This window comes from Nocardia mexicana NBRC 108244 (assembly GCF_001613165.1).
GTDB lineage: Bacteria > Actinomycetota > Actinomycetes > Mycobacteriales > Mycobacteriaceae > Nocardia > Nocardia mexicana.
In genome coordinates this window covers 1-21,099 of the sequence record NZ_BDBV01000053.1, presented here as the reverse complement: position 1 = coordinate 21,099, position 21,099 = coordinate 1, and the positions used below count along the sequence as shown (strand labels likewise).

Below are 21,099 nucleotides of genomic sequence, written 5' to 3'. Positions count from 1 at the left end.
CAAGATGGAACGAACCGCGTGACCGAAATCCGCCCGTGCACCTTTCGTAATGGTGCGGAGACCCTATCGCGTCCGCCCGGTGATTGTCGCGCGATACGAAAAGCCCACGGCGGTCCCGCGTTTCGATCTTGTGCCGCGGGACCGGTAATCGAGGACCGCCGGGGGCTATCCGAGGTTGGCGCTGAGGTCCGGCAGCATCTTGTAGACCTGATCGGTCCAGTAGTGCCAGAAGTGCACGCCGACGGGTGTGTAATCGAACACCGCATTGGCGGCGCCGAGGCTGTCCTGGAAGGCGCGGGTGTTGGCCAGCGCGATCGTCTCCAGCACCTCGGCATTGGTCAGGTGGTAGGCGTCGACCGGACTGCGCACCGCATCGCGCGGCCCGGGCAGGCCGTTGCCGGAGGAGATCCACAGCCGGGTGCCGTTCTGGCGCAGCAGCGGTGCGGCGAACGTGGGATCGTTGCGCTGCCAGCGCGGATCCCAGGGCGGGCCCCACATGGCGTCGATGTTGAAGCCGCCGGCGTCCAGCATCGCCGCGCGCAGCGCCTCGCGCATCCCCGGGGCGGAGGTGTTGAGATATCCCGAATAGGAAGCGGCATAGCGGAATTGATCGGGGTGATATGCCGCCAGCGTGAGCGCGGCGCTGCCACCCATCGACAGTCCGAAGATCCCGTTCCCGGTGGGCTTGAATCCCAGCCGGTCCTTCAGGGCATTACGCAGATCGCGGGTCAGGAAGGTCTCCCAGGTGTAAGGAACCTTCTGGCCGTTGGTATTGCTGACCGACGCCCAGTCGGTATAAAAGCTGGACTGCCCGCCGATCGGCATCACCACGTTGATGTTCCACTGCGGCAGCACCCGGGAGATCTCGGTGTCGATCTCCCAGCCGGACAGGTCGTTGCGGGCCCGCAGACCGTCCAGCGCGTACACCACCCGATCGGTATTGCCGTCGGCGGCGCGGAATACCCGGCTCTTGATCGCACCCATATCGGAATCGGCCCAGAAGTCGAATCCGGCGGGGTTGTACGAGGCGGCCGCCGGACCGGCCGTCCCGCCGACCACCGTGGCGACCGGAAATGCCAGCGCCAGCGCCATTCCGGCTATCGCGCGGCCGAACCGGCGAGACCGCCTGCCGCACCGCCGTTGTCGTGCCGATATCTCATTACCGGCAACTGTTCCGCGCACCCGACCAGAACGCAACGACCCGACCTTTCGCCCATGCGATCAGCAAGGATCGCAACCGGAGATACCTGACGTGCGACATCCGACGCCGAAGACTTCCGTGGTGGCTGAACGTTTCGGCGTTACTTCTATAAGGCAGGTATTCGGTGCGGGCCCGATCGAAAACGCCTGCCGAGACCGAATCGTGACATAAACCATGAATTTGCTGTACTCGGCGAAGTACGCGAAAAGACGTTCGACCCGGGCAGATTCGCCCGGGCCGAACGCCGATCATCGGACAACGGTCAGCAAACCGACCGGTCGTGCCGCTACCCGATATTGGCCGAGAGATCCGGAATCATCCGGTAGGCCTCGTCCTGCCAGTTGAACCAGTCGTGCACACCCACGGCCGGGAACGAGTACACCGCGTTCTGCGCGCCCAGCGACATCATCCGCACCTGGAAGGCCCGGGTGTTGGCCAGCGCCAGCGCCTCCAGCGGTGCGCCGCGGATGACCCGGTCGGCGGCCGCACCCACCGGCGGCGCCAGATCCTGTTCCGACGGCACGGCGCTGCCCGCGGCGATCCACAGCCTGGTGCCGTTGGCGATCAGCTGCGGCGCGAAGACGAACGGATCCATCCGCAGCCACTGCGGGCCCCACGGCGGCGCCATCGAGTCGACGTTGTAGCCGCCGGCGTCGATCATCGCCGCGCGGATCGCCTCCCGCATGCCGGGCGCGGAGATGTTGAGGTAGCCGGAGAACGAGCCAGCGAAGCTGAACATGTCCGGGTGGTAGGCGGCCAGGGTCAGCGAGGCACTGCCGCCCATGGACAGGCCGAACGTGCCCATGCGGTTCGTGTTGAACCCGAGCCGATCGCGCAGCGCGTCACGCAGCTGCCCGGTCAGGAACGTCTCCCAGTCGTAGCGGTAGCTCTTGCCCGGCCCGTCCAGGAAGGTCTCGGTCGCACCCGAACCGGTCGAGGAGCCGAAACCGGGGGTCCCGATGCCGAAGAAGTTGCTGGGCGCGTTCCAGTCCGCGTAGAAGCTGGACTGCCCGCCCACCGGCATCACGACGTTGATGTTCCAGTCGGTCAGCACCTGGGCGACATTGGTCTCGATCTCCCAGCCGTTCAGCGTCTGCGGCGCCCGCATACCGTCCAGGGCGTAGACGACGCGATTGGTGTTGCCGTCCTTGGCGCGGAAGATCCGCGACTTGACCGGGCCCATGGCCGGCGAGTCCACCCAGAAGTCGAAACCGGACGGATCGAAGGCCGCCGATACGGTCGCGCCGGTTCCCGCCACAGATACTCCCAGTGGCAGCAGCAGCGCCAGCGCCATGCCCAGTACCGATCGTCGCAACCACGGGCCGATCGGCCTCTGAGGTTTCGGCTTCCTGCGCGCAAATCGCATCGACTTCGACCTTTCGCTCGAGAGCCGGCCGCGATTCATCCCTCGCCACGCGCCCGGTCCTCACCTTCGGACAACACAGACAAAACCGTCGGCGCACAGAGCACGCCGTTGTACTGCACGTTCTGCGATACGAATCGAGTATCGGCGATCCGGTGTTGCAACAAAGTGATTCAACTCGGAATTGCCCCAAACAGTGACCTGCGACACATGGCAGGGCGAAATCGGTTCAGAATGGCAATATCGCAGCTACCAGCAAATATCCAGCTTCGCTGGGCCGAATGGTCCGGACAGCAAAAAGCCCCACGGCGGACACGCCGCCGTGGGGCTTCGGAGGATCGAGCGATCCCGGAGAATCAGCCGATGTTGGCCGAGAGGTCCGGAATCATGCGGGAGACCTCGCTCTCCCAGTAGCGCCAGTTGTGCACGCCCACGCTCGGGAAGTCGTAGGTGACGTTGTTGGCGCCCAGCGACATCATGCGCACCTGGAACGCGCGGGTGTTGGCCAGTGCCAGCGCCTCCAGGCCCATCGCGTTGAGCGTGTTGAAGTTCGGGCCGTCGACCGGGCCGGGCAGGCCGCTACCGGCCGAGATCCACAGCCGGGTGCCGTTGGCCTTCAGCCGCGGTGCGAACACGAACGGGTCCATCCGCAGCCACGCCGGGCCCCACGGCGGCGCCATGGAGTCGATGTTGTAGCCACCGGCGTCGACCATCGCCACGCGCAGCGCCTCCCTCATACCGGGCGCCGAGACGTTGAGATAGCCGGAATACGAACCGGCGTAGCTGAACTGGTCCGGGTGGTAGGCGGCCAGCGTCAGGGCCGCGCTGCCGCCCATGGACAGGCCGAACGCGCCGTTGCGGGTCGAGCTGAAGCCCAGGCGGGAGGAGAGCGCGTTGCGCAGGTCGCGCGTCAGGAAGCTCTCCCAGTCGTACTTGTAGCTCTTACCGGGACCGGCCGCGAGCACCTGGGTGGCGCCGGAACCGGACGCGGAGCCGGACGACGAACCCGAGATCGGCGGCAGGCCGAAGAACGAGCTGGGCGCGTTCCAGTCGGCGTAGAAGCTGGACTCGCCGCCGATCGGCATCACCACGTTGATGTTCGCGTTGGCGAGCTCGGCGGCAACGTTGGTCTCGATCTCCCAGCCGCTGATGTCCTGCCGGGCGCGCATGCCGTCGAGGGCATAGACCACGCGGTTCGTATTACCGTCGGCGGCTCGGAAGACTCGGGTCTTGATCGGGCCCATGACGGGCGAATCGACCCAGAAATCGAATCCGGCGGGGTTGAACGCGGCAGACGCGGTGCCGGCTCCTGCCACCGACACCCCGAACGGTAGCAGCGTCGCCAACGCCACCCCCAGGGCCGATCGCTTGACCCAGCCGGCCCGGCGCGAGCCATGCTGCAGCGCCCGTCTCCGACGTCTTTCCTGCGCCCAACGCACAGTCACGCCTCGCATATTCTGTTCGGCCTTTCCCTTGTGCGGCCGGGCCCGGCCGCTTCTTGCGGATCACCGTCGACGCATGCGAACACACGCCCCCGACGGACGTACTCATGGGAGCCTATCGCTTCGACGATGCCTCCGCGTTACCAAATCGAGACAGAGTGGCGAAGACCGCAGGTTTTACGGTGCCGCACTCCTGCTTAATTCGGAACCGGGGGTGGGATCGGATCGACCAGCTTGCAACGCTGGATCTCGTACTTGGGCACCCGCTCGATGCGGTACTTGGCGAAATCCAGCGACTGGATGATGTTGCTCTTGAATCGCTGCACCGTCAGCGGCGCGCGATAGGACGCCAGCAGGTCCTGGGTCGCGGGGCAGCCGAGGGCCGTGCGGGCCTGGATGACCCACTTCTCGTCCATGAACCAGGGCATCCACGGATGCCGGTCCACCATGCCCATATCGACGAGCACCCAGTCCGGGTAGAGGTTCTTGTCGTGCCCGATGCGGCCGTCGACCAGCCGGTCGGTGTGCGCGGCCAGCGGATAGGCCAGGCCCTCCTGGTCGATCACGCGCACGCTCAGCGGGACATTCATGCTCGTCATGCCGAGGTTCAGGAAGTACACGGTGTGCCCGGCGCCGCCCTCGGGAATCGGCAGCGGCGGCGGCGCGACGTACCACATCGTGAACGAGGGGGAATTGATCAGCAGCCCGCCGTCCGGGGTGTTCTCGATCGCCTGCACCATCGCGCGCATGCGGGGGTAGTCCAGGTAGTCCTCGGAGAGGATCGGATGGTCGTGGCCGCTGTTGAGGACGTAGTAGATCCGCTCGTCGACGATGCCCGTGGCGCTGAGCTGGCTGCCGGAGGTATTGGCGACGGTGCCGGAGACGATCAGGGCCCAGCCCGCGGTGGCCACCCAGGCCACCAGCGGCACCGCGAACGACCAGCGGGCCCACCGTGCCCGGCCGGTCCGCTCGTCGCCGGAATCGCTCCGCGCACCGCCGGGCAGCCGGATCGGCAGCACCGCCACCGGCAGCAGCAGGATGAACAGCTGCGGCAGCAGCATCCGGCCGTGCATGAAGTCGCCGCCGACGCGAATGTTGAACAGCACCAGCAGCAGTCCGGCGAACAGCATCAGGGTGACGACCGCACCGGGCGTACGCAGGCGCCGCTGCAGGCGGCCCAGCCGTCCCGTCCCGCCCCGCTCATCCCTTGTCACCCCGGCGTGCTTTCGGCCGGAACGCCGCGCCAGGTAGATCGCGATCATCGCCAGCACCAGCATCGGCAGCCAGAGGAAGTACGGGCCGACCAGATCCCAGAGGTAGGTGAAGCCCTGTGCCCACTTGGCGCCGCTGGCCTCCTTGGCGACGGCGGTGTTCGGGTAGGGCAGGCCGTAGTAGCCCATCCGCCAGATCTGATAGCCGACGGGAACGGCCCCGCCGATCGCCACCAGCAGGGCGCGAATCACGAGGGGCCGCACGCGCGCGGGAAGCCACGAGTACCGCAGCGAATCCGGCATCGGCGCGCAGAAGACCAGCAGCAGCGCCAGCCCGCCGAGGATCGTCATCTCCGGACGGACCAGCCACGACAGCCCGGCCCAGAACACCAGCCCGAAATAGCTTGGCAGGCCGGGCTTCCCGGCCTGGCTCCAGCGCATCAGCAGGTACCAGAGCACCCCCAGCCAGAAGATGACCAGGCAGTTCTCCAGCCCCGAGCTCGCGTAGTCGCGGGCCGGGGGCACCGCGATGTAGACCAGCGCGCCCGCCGGGAGGAGCAGTTGCCCCGCGGAGGCGCCACCCCACAGCCGGGCCGAACCCAGCATGGCGAAGACGACGGCCAGCACCGACAGCACCAGCGCCACGGCGAGCACCACGTACTCGAGCCGGGCCTGGGTGAGCCAGCTGAAGAACCAGACGACGTAGGTCCAGGCGGCGCTGGTGTTGGTTTCCACCCGCTCGCCCGCGTTGAATACCGGCCCGTTCCCGGCCAGCAGGTTGCGCACGGTGCGCAGCACGATGAGTCCGTCGTCGGCGATCCAGCGGCGCTGCCAGGCGCCGGCCGCGAACAGGACCCCGGTGAGCACGATCCCACCGACGAAGGTTGCCCGGGACAACCGCGCGAAGCGGGAGGCGCTCGCCTCCCGCTCGTATTCGCCGACCGCCAGCGTGCTGGTCGGCGGTCCGCCCTCGCGCTCTTCTCCCGCTACCAACCTCTCGTCAGGTGAGATAGACAGCGACACCTACCGCTCCGATCCAGGCGATGGCCAGCACTTGCAGGACACGATCTTTGAGCGCAATTTCTTCGGGCTCACCGGCCTCGCCCCCGTCCACATCGACCGCGTACCGCAGGACCGCAATCGTAAGCGGAACAATCGAAATCGCGTACCACTGCGTGTCCTTGGTTTCCTGCTGCTGGAAGGCCCACAGGCTGTAGAAGATCACCAGAGCCGTGGCGGACAGGGTCCAGATGAACCGCAGATAGGTCGGCGTGTAGTACTGCAGCGACTTGCGGATCTTCGCGCCGGTGTCGAGCGCGATCTTCAACTCGGCGTACCGCTTACCGGCCGCCATGAACAGCGAGCCGAACGCCATGACCAGCAGGAACCACTGCGAAGGCTCGATATTCGCCGCCGCGCCACCGGCGACGGCGCGCAGCAGGAAGCCCGAGGACACGATGCAGATGTCCAGCACCGCCTGGTGTTTGAGCCCGAGGCAGTAGGCCAGCTGGATGCCGATGTAGATCGCCATCACCACCGCCAGATGCCAGGACGCCACGAACGACACCGCAATGGACCCGACCAGCAGCGCCACCGACAGCGCGTACGCGATGTTCACCGGGAGCACCCCGGCGGCGATCGGGCGATAACGCTTTGTCGGGTGTGCCCGATCCGCCTCGACGTCCAGCGCATCGTTGATCAGGTAGATCCCCGAGGCCGCCATGCAGAACACGATGAAGGCGATGCCGACGTACCCGAGCACGGATGCGCTCGACACCGCGTCCTTGCCCGCCGCCAGCGGAGCCGCCAGCACCAGGACGTTCTTCACCCATTGGCGCGGGCGGACGGCCTTGACGATGCCGCCGGCCAGGGACTTCGGCGGTCCCTTGATGACGGCCTCGTCCAGGTCGACGCTGGTCGGCTCTTCACTCATATCAACGAGGGTTCTTTCCTGTGCGGTCACGAGCGGTTCTCTTTTCGGCGGCTAGCACGGCAGCTGCGGAGGCGGCGCCCAGCGCGGACCCGGCAAGCACGTCCGAGGGATAATGCACCCCGAGCACGATCCGAGACAACAGCATCGGCGGCACGAGCACCGCAGGCAAGGGTAGCCCGGTCAGTCTTCCGAGCAATACAGCCGCCGCCGTCGTGGATGTCGCATGCGAGGACGGGAAGCTCAGTTTGCTCGGCGTCGACACGTTGACCTGCACCGATGGGTCGTGTGGGCGCGGGCGGCGAACGATGCGCTTGATGATCACCGACGCGGCGTGCGCGCCGAAGGCCCCCACGGCGACACCGGCCCACTGGCGGCGGCGCGGCTTGTCCAGCAGCGCGCCGACGGCGCCGATGCCCATCCAGCCGAGCGAATGCTCGCCGAAGTGCGACATGCCGCGGGCGGCCTTGATCACCGTAGGGTTGCGTCCGATGGTGCCCTGAACCGCATTGATGATCTTGACCTCGGCCGGTGATCCCGCCGCTGGTTCGGGCACGACGCGCAGGTGCGGGGCGTCGACCGGCTCGGGCGCGGGTGCTGTCATCGCTGGCTGTCTTTCTCGTCGATGCGTCGTCCGCCGATCCCGAAGGCGTTCTCCCAGGCAGCGGTGCTGGTCAGGCGCGGATGTGCGGCACGATACTGGTCGCGCAGCGCGGGGAAGCGGGCGGCCAGTTCCTTGCGCAGTCGCATCGCCTCCTTGAACAGGCCCCAGGCCTGCCGGGGATCGCGCTTGCGGTAGACCACGCCGCGGCCGTCGGCGGTGGTGACGGTGACGCCGTCCACCTGCGAGAGCAGGAACCAGCGCGCGTCGAGGGTCGGAACGTTGAGCTGCGGCCGCTCGTGATGCTCGGACTTGGCGGGGCGCAGGTTGTGCAGCACGCCCTTGCCGAGCCGGGCGATCTTGGCGATCGGATTGCCCGGCTCGCCCACCGCGCCCACGTCGGCGCCGCTGGCCAGCGGCAGTTCGGTGGACGACGGCACGGTCACCGCATCCGGGAAATCCTTGCGCATCTGCGCGACGCTGCCCAGCGCGGTCGGCAGCAGTTCGAACAGCCGGTCCGGTCCGGCCATGAAGTCGCGGATCGCCTGGTTCTGGATGGCGACCGTCGAATACTCCAGGCACAGCAGGTGTTTCAGCGTGGCCTTGATGGTGTTGAGGACCATGGGGCGGCCGTCGTTGGGCAGGTGCAGGGTCGCGACCACGAGGCGGTTGCGCAGGTGGAAGTACGCCTGCCAGTCGATGGCGTCGTCCTTGTCGCTCCACGCCATATGCCACACCGCGGCGCCCGGCAGCGTGACCGTCGGATAGCCCGCGGCGCGGGCGCGCAGGCCGTATTCGACGTCGTCCCACTTCAGGAACAGCGGCAGCGGCTGGCCGAGCTGCTCGGCGACGACGCGCGGGATCACGCAGGTCCACCAGCCGTTGAAGTCGACGTCGATGCGCCGGTGCAGCAGCTTGGAGTTGTCGCGGTCGCGCAGCGGGTACTTCGAGAAGTCGTGGTCGTATTCGACATTCGGCGCCGCGGTCCACATCCAGATACCGCGGTCGACCACCTCGCCCATGGTGTGGAGGTGCGAGCGCTCCTGCAGGTTGAGCATCTGGCCGCCGACCAGCGTCGGCGTCCGGGTGAAGCGGGCGAAGGCCAGCGCGCGCAGGATGCAGTCCGGCTCGATCTCGATGTCGTCGTCCATGTAGACGATGTACTGGGCGTCGGTGGTCTTCAGCGCCTCGTACATGACCCGGCTGTAGCCGCCGGAACCGCCCAGGTTGGGCTGGTTGTGGATGGCCAACCGGTCGCCCAGCACGGCCGCGGCCTCGGTGAAGCCGGGCTCGTCGACCACCTTGCGGGTGCCCTGGTCGGGGATGATCACCGCGGTGATCTTCTCCAGCACCAGCGGATCCGAGCCCAGGGCGGCAAGGGTGTTCACGCAGTCGGTGGGCCGGTTGAACGTCGGCATACCGACCGCGATGCTGCCCTCGCCGGGCGCCTCGAGCGGCGCGTACCAGCCGCCGCTGCGCAGGTCGACGTGCGAATCGGAGGTGATGTCGAACCAGATCCAGCCGCCGTCCTCGAACGGGCCCAGGTCCACCTCGAATTCGACGGTGGTGACATCGTTGCCCGTTGCCGTGGCGAATTCGTTGCCCTGCACATGGATTCGCGAACCGTCCGCCTTGGAGCGGTACACGTCCACGCGGCCGTGGCCGGACAGCTCCAGCCGCAGCACCACCGACGGCAGGATCGTCCAGCGCCGCCAGTAGCTGGCGGGCACCGCGTTGAAGTAGGTGCAGAACGACACCTCGGATTCCGCGCCGATCGACAGCGACGTGCGCGAGGTCGCATGCGCGCGACGGGCGTTGGTCGCCGACTCCTCCAGATAAAGGGTGCGCACGTCCAGCGGTTCACCCGGCCGGGGCAGGATGATGCGCTGCAGCAGGGATTTCGCGCGGGTCTCGGTGGTGGTCGTCATCTCTTCCAGTGTCGTCGTCATTCGGCCGCGCCTCAGCCTTCCTGGTCCACGAGCGGCGCGCCGGATTCCAGGTGCGGGCGCAGGACGTTGTCGAACATGCTCAGCGCGCTGCCGATCGCCATGTGCATGTCCAGGTACTGGTAGGTGCCCAGGCGGCCGCCGAAAATCACCTTCGCCGAGGCGGTTTCGGCCTTGGCGCGATCCCGGTAGGCCAGTAGCTTCTCCCGATCCTCGGGGGTGTTGATCGGGTAGTACGGCTCGTCGCCGGTCTGCGCGAAACGGGAGAACTCCCGCTGGATCACGGTCTTGTCGCCCGGGTAGTAGTCGCGCTCCGGGTGGAAGTGCCGCGGCTCGATGATGCGGGTGTACGGGACGTCCGCGTCGTTGTAGTTCATCACCGAAGTGCCCTGGAAGTCACCGGTTTCCAGCACCTCGGTCTCGAAATCGATGGTGCGCCAGCCCAACTCGCCCTCGGCGTAGTCGAAGTAGCGGTCCAGCGGGCCGGTGTAGACGACGGGGGCATCCGGGTTCTGCGCGCGCAACTCCTCGCGCACCTCGAACCAGTCGGTGTCCACCCGAACCTCGATGAGGTCCGATTCGGCCATGCGGGACAGCCACGCGGTGTAGCCGTCCTTGGGCAGTCCCTCGTAGGTGTCGTTGAAGTAGCGGTTGTCGAAGGTGTAGCGCACCGGCAGGCGGGTGATGATGCTGGCGGGCAGTTCCTTCGGGTCGGTCTGCCACTGCTTGGCGGTGTAGTCGCGGATGAACGCCTCGTAGAGCGGGCGGCCGATCAGCGAGACCGCCTTCTCCTCCAAGTTGGCGGCCTTCTGCGTTTCGACCTCGGACGACTGCTCGGCGATCAGCTGCCGGGCTTCCTCCGGGCTGTAGTAGCGGCCGAAGAACTGCGAGATCATGCCCAGGCCCATGGGCAGCGGGTACGCCTGCCCCTTGTGCATTCCGAAGACGCGGTGCTGATACCCGGTGAACTCGGTGAACTGGTTGACGTAGTCCCACACCCGCTTGTTCGAGGTGTGGAACAGATGGGCTCCGTATTTGTGCACCTCGATCCCGGTCGCCGGATCGGCCTCCGAGTACGCGTTGCCGCCCAGGTGGTAGCGGCGCTCGACCACCAGCACCCGTTTGCCGAGCTGGTTGGCGGCGCGTTCGGCGATGGTCAGCCCGTAGAAGCCGGAGCCGACGATGATGAGATCGAAGGGGGATGCGACGGTCACGGGAGCCCAGCGTATCGGAAGTCTCCGGCGCCGCCGGGTGGAGTCGCACAGTCCGCCCGACAGCGACGCTGACCGGGGGATATCCACAACCGTCCACAGGTCCGCCCGGATGCCCGGAGTGCACCGATTCCGTCCCGCCGCGATCGGGCTGCCCGATACGGCTCCCGGCGACTCGTCGGCCGGATGTTGCGCAGGTCACAGGGACCAGGCCGTCACGTCGCGCGCGGACGCCTCGTCTGTCTGTCGGAACCGCGCTTCATATCCGGCAAGGAGGCCACAATGAATCGCTTCGTCACCGTCGTCACCCTCATCACCGCCGCGTCGATGATCGGCATCGGAGCCTGGTGCCGCATCGACCCGGGAAGTTTCGCGCAGTGGGCCAACTGGCCCGACCACGAACATTTCCTGCACGACGCCGGCGTCTTCCAGATCGGCATCGGCCTGACGATGATCGCCGCACTGCTGTGGCGCGACGTGATCGCCGTGGTGCTGGGCGGCTTCCTCATCGCCAACACCCTGCACGCGTACAACCACGCCGTGGACCACGGCGGCGGCCACGACTCCGATCCCTGGTCCCTGCTGGCGTTCTCGGCGCTCGCCGTCGCCGCGCTGCTCGTCCGGCTCCGCGTGCTGCGCCGACGGACCGTTCCCACCGCTGTCGTCTCGAAGGTCTGAAACCTATGGATATCCTGCTCGCCGGGGCGACCGGCACCATCAGCTCCGCCCTGATCCCGCAACTGATCTCGGCCGGGCACACCGTGTACGGCCTCACCCGCAACGCACAGGGCGCGCGACGGCTCACCGAATCCCGTGTGCGGCCGGTGATCGCGGACATGATGAACGGTGAAGCCCTGCTCACCGCCGTCGACGGGCTGCGCGCCGACGCGGTGGTGCACCAGGCCACGGCGCTGACCCGCACCCCGACCCGGCACCGCGACCTCTATGCCACCGACGCCCTGCGCGACGAGGGCACCCGCAATCTGCTGCGGGCGGCGAAGGTCGTCGGCGCGCAACGGTTCGTGACCCAGTCGTTCTTCCTCGGCTACGGCTGGCGCGACCACGGCCCGGCTCCGCTCACCGAGGACCGGCCCTTCGCGCAGCTCGAGGGCGGCCCGTTCGACCCGCACCTGCGGTCGCTGCGGTCCAACGAGGACCAGGTGCTCGGCTTCGGCGGTATCGCGCTGCGCTACGGGCTGTTCTACGGTCCGGAGCCGTCCACGTTCGGGATGATGGACAGCCTGCGGCGGCGGAAGCTGCCGGTGCCCCGGCACGCCGCCACCCTGCATCCGATCCACATAGAAGATGCCGCGTCCGCGACCGTCGCCGCCCTGGAGCACGGGCGACCCGGCGAGGCCTACAACATCGCCGACGACCGCCCGGTCGACATGGGCGACTACCTCGACACCCTCGCGGCCACCGCGGGCGCCCCCACCCCGCGCCGCATCCCCGGCTGGCTCCTGCGCGCCACGCCCTACCTGCACGCCCTCCTGGTAGGCAGCCACATCCGCCTCGACACCAGCAAGGCAAAACGCGAACTCGACTGGGCACCTGAGTATCCGACCTACCGCGACGGCATGGCCGCAATCGCCACCACCCCAACCCCGCACTGACTCCGGCAGCCACCCCGGCCCCGCGCCCGACTCAGCGCCAACAGGTCAACGATTACCGAAGGCCCGCAGGAATCCCTGCGGGCCTTCGGTGTTGCTCTCCCGGAGTGCCACCTCCACATCATTTCCCGGCGTGCTTTTGGCCGGGATTTTGCTCGCTGTTCGCCGGAACGCATCGGGCTGTGGCTTCGGGTGGGTACAAGTTGTGCGCCCGCGAATTGGACGGGCGTCCATTTCGGGGTCGATCGCAGCGCGGCGATGACACAGTCCCACGACTCGACCGGAAGAAGCTCACGCATGCGTATCTCCCGCCCGCTCGCCCCGCTGCTGGGGGCCGGACTGCTGTCCGTCGCACTGGCCGCCGGTATGCTCAGCCCGTCGACGGCCCACGCCGAAGACACCGAAACATTGGCCGACACAACGGTTTCCGATGCCTCCGGCTGGTGTGGCCAGGGCGCGCCGACGGTCGACACCGTGGTGAACGCGGCGGCGACCACCCTGCGCACCGCCGTCCCCGCGGACCGGGTCGCCGCCTTCGATGAACAGGTTCAGGACTTCCGGCACACGATTGCCGCGGCCCGGGTGCATCGCGACGGACTGCCCATCGACCCGACCGAGCGCGGCGACCGGCTGGAGAAGGTCGACGATCCGATCGTCACCTACCTGGTCAACGGGCTGGACGCGGTGCGCACCGGACGTCTCGATCAGACGATGTCCGTGTCGCAACTGACCGTCAACGATGTGATCGAGGTGTTCATCCTCGCCACCCGCGTCGTGAAGATTCCGGCGCAGCTGGCCGCCAGCCTGGTGCCGACGGCCGGATTCTTCCTGAAGTTCATTGTGGGCGGCGTGTTCAGCGGGGCGAAATGGCTGGCCCGCAAGGTGCAGGACCAGATGCGGTCGAGTTGCGCCACGCCCGGCGTCTACCCCCGGCTCGAGTTGAGCGGCAACGACTTTCCCACCGAACACGTCGAGGTCCCCGGTCCCATCTCCGATCTGGCGAAACAGCTGACCCTCGCCGACGGCAGCTGCACCCCGATCGCCGACCTGACCACAGGCACCCTCGTCGAGCGGACCCGAGACTTCCTGTCGCACAGCGATCTTCCTATCGACAAAGCCGCCCTCGCCACGACAGCCGTTGGCGTACAAGACTTCCTGCACAACAACCGGGTCGCGAAGGCCGCCCTGATGCGCAAGACCGACGAGCTGGGCCCGGCGGTCGACTACCTCGACTACGGCCCGATCACCTTCCTGGCCAATCTCGGCTTCGACATCTACGAAGGTCGTGCCCTCGACACCGTCGCCCTCTCCGACGTCACGGTCGAGCACGCCTACGACCTCACCACCTTGGCGCTGGACGTCACCAGCCTGCTGCTCAGCGGCGCCCACACAGTCGCGGGGTGGACGGGTGTCGCCTCGGCCGTCCTGACTCCGCTGGGTATGGCCCAGACCCTGGCCTTCGCCCCCGCCACCTACGGCGCGCCGATCCTCCGCGGAGTCATGCAAACCATGTGCGCCGCATAGGAGTACGCCGGTCCGCGTGCCGTCGGGATCGCACCCGTTTCACGTGAAGAAGAACCACCCGAAGATCGCCATCCACAGGGCTCCGACCGCCACCCCCGCGATGGCGAAGCCCTTGTCGTCGCGCTCGGTGTCGATGGCCAAGGCCACCACGCCGAGCACGACGGCGGGCACGGCCGTGATCCCGCAGATGAACCCGCAGACGCCGAGCACGAAGGCGGTGATCCCCAGACCGCGCTGCCGCCGCCGCATCCCCGGCCCGGCATACGGCGCCCCCGGAAAAACCGGCGAATTCGGCCGTGCCCAGGGCAATCCCACCATCGTGCGATCCAGATCCCCGAAGGTGCGCGCGTTCAGGGCCTGCCCGATCCGCTCGGACAACTCCTCCGCGGTGATCCGCCCCGCCTGAAAGTTCTGCTTCAGCCCCTCGACGGCCAGTTCCCGATCGGCATCACCGGCGAGGAAATGCCCACCCGCCCACTGTGGTCCCATACCGGCCCTCCCTCGAACCGACGCCGCATCGTTGCCAGTTCGAGTGTATTCCCTGGTCGCACGGCCGCCCCCGAATGGAGATACGAACCACACCGGCGCCGTGACCCGATTTCTGCGGCCATGTGGTCGTCCTGCGATCTCGCTACAGTTGCCCAAGATCGGGATCGACAGTTCGACGAGTTCGGCAATCGAGAGGATCCGAGATGTCCTTCAGTACGTTGTCACGAGTTCTTGCCTGTGGTTTCGCCGGTGCCGCAGCGCTTTTCGCGATCGCACCGGCCGCCGTCGCCGACCCGCCGGAATGGGAGGTCCCCAAATCCTGCTCCGGGACCTTCCCGACCAGCGACGGCGCGGCAGACGTCGAGTCCTGCCTCTACATCTACGAGGGCGCGCTCCGAGCGTACGGATCCCTCACGTCCAAGACCGGCAACTCGACCATCGACAACTGCACGATGGTGGTGACGGTCATCGACAAGGACGCGTACTCGAGCGGCCTGCCCGACGAACGGATCGCAATCAGCAACCCCATGCCGTGCTACAACGGCAGCTACCCCTCCCCGCCGCTGACGATCGGCAAGGAAAGGGTCATGCCAGGCCACCACTACGCCGGCTTCACCGAAATCACCCACAACGGCCAGGGCGTAGCCCGCATCTACAGCCCAGAACTCATCCCCTGATCCACACCGCGCGGCGGAAATCGGCTCAGTAGTACGGGTATTGGGGAGCCATCGGGACTCCGGCGGGCTGGTGGCGTGCTCTGATCCAGCGGCCGGTGGACTTGGCGGCCGCCAGGCCCAGGATGGACAGTTCGAAGGCGAGGCAGACGGCGATGGCGATGCTGAACGGCACGATATCCACCTTGTCGACTCCGGAGAGGAGCACGCCGACCACCCCCGCCAGGCCGCCCAGCAGGACCAGTGTGGCCATGGCGATCACCAGGAATCTTCCGGCGGCGCGGCGGCAGAACAGCAGGATCGCGCCGACCAGAAAGAACCCGGCGACCAAGCCGATCGTGGCCAGCAGAACGACATCCAGTGGGAGCTTGCTGGAGTCGTAGTCCTCGTCCTGCCGAAACTCCCGATAGGTGCTCACCATGGCAGCCTCGGCCAGCGCGAAGATCAGGCCCTGCAGCAAGGCCAGAATTCCCGCCGTAATCGCCTTTCCGCCACCGGCTTTCGGCTGCGGGTAGGGCGCAGACTGCGGGTACCCGTAGGCCGGGTAACCGGGCGGAGGATATCCGGGTTGCGGGTGAACAGGTTGGCCGTAAGGCTGGTTCATCGAGTCTCCCCTATTCGCGCTCAGTAGTACGAGTACGGCGGCTGGCCGTAGGGAGCCGGTGGGTAGGCGTACTGCTGGCGGCCCGCATCGACCCAGCGTTTGGTGGAACCGGCGAGCGTCAGAGCGAGCATCAAGACCATGACGAGCACGCCCGCACCCCCTGGAATCAAGGCAAAGGGAGACTCCATCACAGCGAAAGCGACCGCGGCGATGCCGAGCAGCAGCCCGAGCGACGACAGGGTGATCAGTAGGATACGGCCCGCGTTCTTGCGGTTCATCAGCAGAATGCCGCCGAGCAGCCAGAGGAAGACAACGATGCCCTGAATGGCCAACGATATGAAATAGGGTCCGGCAAGGTCGGAATAATTCGCGTACGAACGGTCGTGCAGGCGGTCGACCGCGGCCACCGACATGACGATCCCGCACACACCGAGAAGCGACAGCACGATCGCGAAAACCCCTGCGGTAATGGCGGTCCCGCCGCTCGCAGACGGTTGCGGCGGGTAACCGTAAGACGGGTAACCGGGCGGCGGGGCATACCCGGGATGCGGGTGAACGGGTTGGCCGTAAGGCTGGTTCATCGAGTCTCCCCCGTCGGCGTTGCTCAGTAGTGCGGGTACGGCGGCTGACCCGGCGCCGGGTAGGGCGGCTGGCCGTACATCGGCGCGGGCGGATAGCCGTACTGCGGTTGGCGTTTGGCTGCGATCCACTGGCTGGTCGATTTCGCACCGGCGAAGACCAGGATCACGGCCGCGAAGACGATGCCGATGAGTCCGGGCACCAGCATGCGGCCGTCGGTCGCGAGCTGGGCTACGGCATTGCCGATGATCCCGAGGCCCGACAGCAGCACGAGAATGACCTGCCCGGCGGTCTTGCGAGCGAACAGCAGAATCGCACCGAGCAGCCACAGCAGCGCCACCACGCCGGATACGGCCGCAGCCGCCTGCATCCCGCCGCGCGCGGAAGACGGTGCGTCCGAGGCCATCCCGAGCGATGCCACCGTTCCGATACCCGCGAGCACACCCACCAGCAGACCCAGCACACCCGCGGTGATGGCGGACCCGCCGCCCGGCGCCGATTGCGGCGGGTAACCGGATTGCGGGAACCCCGGCGGCGGGTAGCCGACTTGCGGGGATCCCGGCGGTGGATAGCCCGGCTGTGGCTGACCGGGCTGCAGCTGACCGGACGGTGGAAAGCCGGGCTGCGGCTGGCCGGGCGGTGGATAGCCCGGCGGGCCGTACCCCGGCTGCTGAAAGCCTTGCTCCGGATGGCCGTGAACCGGGTGTCCTGGCGGGCCGTACGGGTAGTTCATTCGGGGCTCCCCCTCCTCGTCCGGGCGCGAACTCTACCGTGCGACGGCCGTTTCGATCGACCGCGATCGTTGACGTGTACTCAGCGGTCCCGATTGCGCAGCTGCCCGCGGGCGAGCGGGTGCTGCGGTGCACGACCCTCCTCGCACCAGCGGCTGCACGACTTGGACAGGATGAGAGCGAGCATCAGCACAGCCAGGAGAACGGCGATGACGCCGCCGACGCCAACGGCAGGATCGGGCGTAACCAGGCCCACCACGGCATAAAGAGTGCCGCCGAGGAAGCTGAGGAAGGACAGGACGATCAGGAGGGAAGGACCGGACTTCTTGCGGTTCAACAGCGTAATGCCACCGAGCAGCCACAGGAGGGCGACCAGACCCTGGACACCGCACACCAGGACGAGGCCGACAACATTGTTTTCGCGGACGGTATACGGGTCGTCGTCGTTAAGCACGCCGGAAGCACGGACCGTGAGGACGATCCCGACCACCCCGAGCAGCGCGAGCAGAATCGCGAGAATCCCTGCGACAATAGCGGTCCCGCCGCTCCCCTGTTTCACGCGGTGAACCCTCGCAGGCCGCGCTGAACGAATCCTTATGGCCGGAATAATGCGAGGGCGCCCACACGGGCGTTCGCCGTGTGGGCGCTGCTCGACGAGCGACCGAATCCTGGTTACTACAGCCGGGTTTCGGCGTAGGCCCGCATCGCGTCGCGGACGAACTCGGCGCCGCGGGTACCACCCACGCCGAAGTCGTAGTTCACCGCGAAACGCGGGTCACCGACGTACATTTCGCCGAGGCCGGTGAAGGACTGGGCGTCGGGGCGCCGACCGCCCCACGAGAGAGCGACCCAGTCGTAGTGCCGCTGCACGATGGCCTGCACCTCGGCACTCTCGGGCGCCTTCCCGGCCTCGAACGCCTCGCGATAGGCGGCGACGAGGTCGAAATGGGTCTGCTTGAAGGACTTCTTGCCGTCCTCGGTCAGCGACTCCCACCAGCGATCGCTGCGCTCGTAGGCGTCCCTGCCCCAGCGCTCGATCACCTCGTCCCTGTACTGGGTGTGGTCGAAACCGTCGAATACTTCGTCTGCCATGAGTGGCTCACCTGCTTCCGTCTTGCGCAATGTTGTGTGCACCGACGCGATCTGGCGGGCGATCCGGTCCTGCTCTTGGCGCAGCAGATCCAGATGCGTCCGCAACGCGGCCGCCGCATCCTGTTCTCCGGCAAGCACTTCGGCGATGACCGGCAGGCCGAGGCCGAGCTCCCGCAGCAGCAGGATGCGCTGCAACCGCACGAGGGAGTCCTGGTCGTAGTACCGGTACCCGTTGCTGCCGATCCGGCTGGGCGACAGCAGCCCGAGCTCGCCGTAGTGGCGCAGCGTGCGGCTGGTGGTGCCCGCCGCCTTCGCCAGCTCCTGGATGGACCACTCGGTCCTGCCCGCGGGTCCGGATAACGCCCTGACCACCGTTCATCCTCTCGTTCGCGTCGATGTATCCAGCATGCAAGTTGACGTTACGTAAAGGTCAAGCCTCGATCCTCAGTATCCGACGGTGAACCGGATCCGATGGTGTTTCGGCAGCTCGGCCTCGTCGAGCAGGGCGACGGCGAGGTCCTCCATCGAGATCAGGGACTTGCCCTCGACGTCGACGACGAGTTCGTCGATGCCCGTGCGGTAGGTCCCCAGCCGCTCGCCGGGCTCGAGGATCGACGGCGGGCTCAGGTATGCCCAGTCGACGTCGGCGGGCGCGACCGCCGCGCGGAAGGTATCCAGCTGCGCATGGCAGGCCAGCGCGATCGGCCGCCAGTCGTCCGGGAAGTCCGGCATCTCGACCACGGTCCTTCCGGCGGTGCCCGGCACCTTCAGATTCCCAGCGCCACCGACGACCAGCAGCCGCAGCCCCGTCCCGCGCAGGCCCCGCAGCAGCCCGTCGGCCACGGCGGCGAGTTCGTACTCCCGCCCCGGCGCCGGGCGCGTGGCGCTGACGACCAGGTCGCTGTCCGCGCTCAGATCGGCGACATCGTCCGGATTCGTGGCATCACCCGCCCGCACCTCGACCTCCGAGGGCAGCGAGACCAGCCGGGAGGCGTCCCGCGACACCGCCACGACCTGGTGTCCGCGGGCCGATGCCTCTGCCACCACCCGGCTGCCGACCGCGCCGGATGCTCCGAAAACGGTGATACGCATAACTTTTCACTCCTCTGATTCGATAAATCGCTGGCGCGGAAGACCAGTGGTTCAGGCGGCTCGGGCGGGGGTCGGGAGCAGCGCTCCGGCCCGCTCGGGGACGGCATCGGGAAGCGGTTGCGGCACAACGTCTTCCCGCCTCGCGATGCGCCGTCCGCCGGTCTGCCCGAGCAGCGTGCCGCCGAGCGCGATCGCGATTCCGAGCAGTTGCAGCGGGGTCAGCGCCTGACCGAGCCACACCCAGCCGATCACCGCCGCCGACAGCGGGCTGAGCAGTCCGAGGAAGGCGACCGAGGTGGCGGGCACGCGCGACAGCCCGCGGAACCACATCGCGTAGGCGGCCGCGGTGCCGATCACCCCGAGGTACAGGTAGCCACCGATGGCACTGCCGTCGAGGGCCGGTGGGGCACCCTCGGTGACCAGGGCCAGCGGGAGCAGCACCAGACCGCCCGCGGTGAGCTGCCACCCTGTGATCGCGAGCGGGCCGACGCCCTCGGGCCGCCCCCAGCGACCGGCCAGAACGGTGGCCGCGGCCATCGATCCCGCGCCGAACAGCCCGGCGAGCACGCCGACCAGGTCGAGCGCCGCGGTGGCGCGCAGGACCACCAGGGAGACGCCCACGATGCCGATCACGCCCGCGAGCAGCTTGCGCCCGTCCGGACGCTGCCGCATCAGCAGGGCCGTGAAGACGACCGCGAACATCGGCGCGGCCGCACCGAGCACCGCGGCGACGCCGCCGGGCAGCCGGTAGGCGGCGAGGAACAGCAGGGGGAAGAAGGCGCCGAAGTTCAGCAGCCCGAGAACGGCCGTGCGCCAGATCCATCGACCGCGCGGCAGCACCCGGGTGGCGGCCAGCAGGACCAGTCCGGCGGGCAGGGCCCGCATCAACGCGGTGAACATCGGCCGGTCCGGGGGTAGGAATTCGGTGGTGACCGCGTAGGTGGAACCCCAGACGAGGGGCGCCAGGCCGGTGAGCGCGAGGGTTCCGACACGCGAGGTGGCGGCGGTGTCCGTGGTTGTCATGTCGGTCTCTCCTGGTTCATAATCTCAATGTTGAAATAAGACACCACAGGTCATCTTGATGTCAAGTATCTTGATATTGAGATTTATCCCCGAGAGGAGAGCAGGGCGTGACCGATGCGGTGGACGAGGTGATTGCGGCCTGGGGCCGGGTGGAACCGGACCTCGACGTATGGCCGACGCAGGTGATCGGGCGGCTCAAGCGCCTGGGCCGCCTGATCGACCGGGAGATGAAGGAGTTCTTCGCGCAGTTCGGCCTGGAGTACTGGGAGTTCGACGTGCTGAGCACGCTGCGCCGATCCGGCGGCCCGGACGGGCTCACCGCCGGGGCGCTGATCAAGACCACGATGGTCACCTCGGGCGCCATCACCAACCGCATCGATCGGATGGAGGCCAAGGGCCTGGTGCGCCGCGCGGCCGATCCGAAGGACCGCCGCACGGTGCGGATTCAGTTGTCCGACAAGGGCCGCGAGCTCATCGACAAGGTCATGCCCCTGCACGGCGACAACCAGTACCGCATTCTCGGCGGCATGGAACGCGACGACCTCGACCAGCTGGTCGTACTCCTGCGCGGGCTGTCGGAATCACTGGGCGACACCTCGCTCAGCTGACCGCGCTCCCGCTCAGCCGGGCACGAACCCGGCCTCCGCGCCCGGTTCCGGCTCCGGGACCGGGCCCGCCGCGGGCACCGGCCCCTCGGCGGGTGGCTGCGGCGGGCCGGACCACGGCTCGGCGGGCGCACCCGGCGAGGTCGCGTCCATCCGAGTGGTCGGCGACGG

At 67.6% G+C, this 21,099-nt stretch carries 21 protein-coding genes; 5 read left to right on the top strand and 16 right to left on the bottom strand.

The features are described 5' to 3' along the window. Window positions 1–165: 165 nt before the first annotated feature. The 8 genes from NM1_RS21625 to glf form a co-directional block, all read right to left on the bottom strand. Entirely contained in the window at window positions 166–1,092 is a 927-nt protein-coding gene (locus NM1_RS21625) for an alpha/beta hydrolase (protein WP_174556902.1), read from the bottom strand. Window positions 1,093–1,487: 395 nt separating this feature from the next. Then, window positions 1,488–2,567 carry an alpha/beta hydrolase gene (locus NM1_RS21620; RefSeq protein ID WP_068022764.1) on the bottom strand — a complete coding sequence of 360 codons (1,080 nt, stop codon included), beginning with the start codon at window positions 2,565–2,567 and terminating at the stop codon, window positions 1,488–1,490. A gap of 353 nt (window positions 2,568–2,920) precedes the next feature. Then, window positions 2,921–4,009: an alpha/beta hydrolase gene (locus tag NM1_RS21615; RefSeq protein WP_373864063.1), complete on the bottom strand. Its 1,089-nt coding sequence runs from the start codon at window positions 4,007–4,009 to the stop codon at window positions 2,921–2,923. 194 nt (window positions 4,010–4,203) lie between these two features. Next, window positions 4,204–6,240 (bottom strand): arabinofuranosyltransferase AftB family protein, encoded by a 2,037-nt coding sequence (locus tag NM1_RS21610; RefSeq protein WP_373864062.1) that lies wholly within the window; start codon window positions 6,238–6,240, stop codon window positions 4,204–4,206. Continuing rightward, window positions 6,218–7,150, bottom strand: a complete 933-nt coding sequence (locus tag NM1_RS21605) for a decaprenyl-phosphate phosphoribosyltransferase (RefSeq protein ID WP_068022643.1) — start codon at window positions 7,148–7,150, stop codon at window positions 6,218–6,220. The genes NM1_RS21610 and NM1_RS21605 overlap by 23 nt, the downstream gene beginning before the upstream one ends. A 1-nt stretch (window position 7,151) precedes the next feature. Continuing rightward, a complete protein-coding gene (locus NM1_RS21600; protein WP_084519875.1) occupies window positions 7,152–7,751 on the bottom strand; it encodes a phosphatase PAP2 family protein in 600 nt (199 codons plus the stop codon). Beyond that, on the bottom strand, window positions 7,748–9,697 hold the full coding sequence (locus tag NM1_RS21595; protein ID WP_068022641.1) for a glycosyltransferase: 1,950 nt from the start codon (window positions 9,695–9,697) through the stop codon (window positions 7,748–7,750). The genes NM1_RS21600 and NM1_RS21595 overlap by 4 nt, the downstream gene beginning before the upstream one ends. Window positions 9,698–9,708: 11 nt before the next feature. Next, window positions 9,709–10,908 (bottom strand): UDP-galactopyranose mutase, encoded by a 1,200-nt coding sequence (glf, locus tag NM1_RS21590; protein ID WP_084519874.1) that lies wholly within the window; start codon window positions 10,906–10,908, stop codon window positions 9,709–9,711. Window positions 10,909–11,187: 279 nt separating this feature from the next. Here glf and NM1_RS21585 point away from each other — a divergent pair, with 279 nt between their 5' ends. The 3 genes from NM1_RS21585 (at window position 11,188) to NM1_RS21575 (ending at window position 14,039) form a co-directional block, all read left to right on the top strand. Further along, a complete protein-coding gene (locus tag NM1_RS21585) occupies window positions 11,188–11,583 on the top strand; it encodes a hypothetical protein (RefSeq protein WP_068022639.1) in 396 nt (131 codons plus the stop codon). Between the two features lie 5 nt (window positions 11,584–11,588). Beyond that, window positions 11,589–12,518, top strand: coding sequence for an NAD-dependent epimerase/dehydratase family protein (locus tag NM1_RS21580; protein ID WP_068022637.1), 930 nt, complete (start codon window positions 11,589–11,591; stop codon window positions 12,516–12,518). Window positions 12,519–12,812: 294 nt separating this feature from the next. Further along, on the top strand, window positions 12,813–14,039 hold the full coding sequence (locus NM1_RS21575; protein WP_068022635.1) for a hypothetical protein: 1,227 nt from the start codon (window positions 12,813–12,815) through the stop codon (window positions 14,037–14,039). 39 nt (window positions 14,040–14,078) lie between these two features. Here NM1_RS21575 and NM1_RS21570 read toward each other — a convergent pair whose 3' ends face one another. Then, window positions 14,079–14,528, bottom strand: coding sequence for a DUF1707 and DUF4190 domain-containing protein (locus NM1_RS21570; protein ID WP_068022632.1), 450 nt, complete (start codon window positions 14,526–14,528; stop codon window positions 14,079–14,081). A 203-nt stretch (window positions 14,529–14,731) separates the two neighbouring features. On the opposite strand from NM1_RS21570, the gene NM1_RS21565 reads away from it, so the two are divergent. Further along, a complete protein-coding gene (locus NM1_RS21565; protein WP_068022629.1) occupies window positions 14,732–15,205 on the top strand; it encodes a hypothetical protein in 474 nt (157 codons plus the stop codon). A 25-nt stretch (window positions 15,206–15,230) separates the two neighbouring features. Here NM1_RS21565 and NM1_RS21560 read toward each other — a convergent pair whose 3' ends face one another. The 7 genes from NM1_RS21560 to NM1_RS21530 form a co-directional block, all read right to left on the bottom strand. Continuing rightward, on the bottom strand, window positions 15,231–15,806 hold the full coding sequence (locus NM1_RS21560) for a hypothetical protein (protein WP_147289044.1): 576 nt from the start codon (window positions 15,804–15,806) through the stop codon (window positions 15,231–15,233). Between the two features lie 20 nt (window positions 15,807–15,826). Further along, window positions 15,827–16,387, bottom strand: a complete 561-nt coding sequence (locus NM1_RS21555) for a hypothetical protein (protein ID WP_147289043.1) — start codon at window positions 16,385–16,387, stop codon at window positions 15,827–15,829. A gap of 23 nt (window positions 16,388–16,410) precedes the next feature. Further along, entirely contained in the window at window positions 16,411–17,118 is a 708-nt protein-coding gene (locus NM1_RS43355; RefSeq protein ID WP_174556901.1) for a hypothetical protein, read from the bottom strand. 80 nt (window positions 17,119–17,198) lie between these two features. After that, window positions 17,199–17,675, bottom strand: coding sequence for a hypothetical protein (locus tag NM1_RS21545; protein ID WP_068022617.1), 477 nt, complete (start codon window positions 17,673–17,675; stop codon window positions 17,199–17,201). A 116-nt stretch (window positions 17,676–17,791) separates the two neighbouring features. Then, the gene (locus tag NM1_RS21540; RefSeq protein ID WP_068022614.1) at window positions 17,792–18,580 is read right to left on the bottom strand and encodes a MerR family transcriptional regulator; all 789 of its coding nucleotides are present in this window, start codon (window positions 18,578–18,580) and stop codon (window positions 17,792–17,794) included. 72 nt (window positions 18,581–18,652) lie between these two features. Then, on the bottom strand, window positions 18,653–19,300 hold the full coding sequence (locus NM1_RS21535) for an NAD(P)-dependent oxidoreductase (RefSeq protein ID WP_068022611.1): 648 nt from the start codon (window positions 19,298–19,300) through the stop codon (window positions 18,653–18,655). Between the two features lie 51 nt (window positions 19,301–19,351). Then, window positions 19,352–20,323, bottom strand: coding sequence for an EamA family transporter (locus NM1_RS21530; protein WP_068022607.1), 972 nt, complete (start codon window positions 20,321–20,323; stop codon window positions 19,352–19,354). A gap of 107 nt (window positions 20,324–20,430) precedes the next feature. On the opposite strand from NM1_RS21530, the gene NM1_RS21525 reads away from it, so the two are divergent. Continuing rightward, window positions 20,431–20,931 carry a MarR family winged helix-turn-helix transcriptional regulator gene (locus NM1_RS21525; protein ID WP_068022604.1) on the top strand — a complete coding sequence of 167 codons (501 nt, stop codon included), beginning with the start codon at window positions 20,431–20,433 and terminating at the stop codon, window positions 20,929–20,931. The last annotated feature ends 168 nt before the right edge of the window (window positions 20,932–21,099 follow it).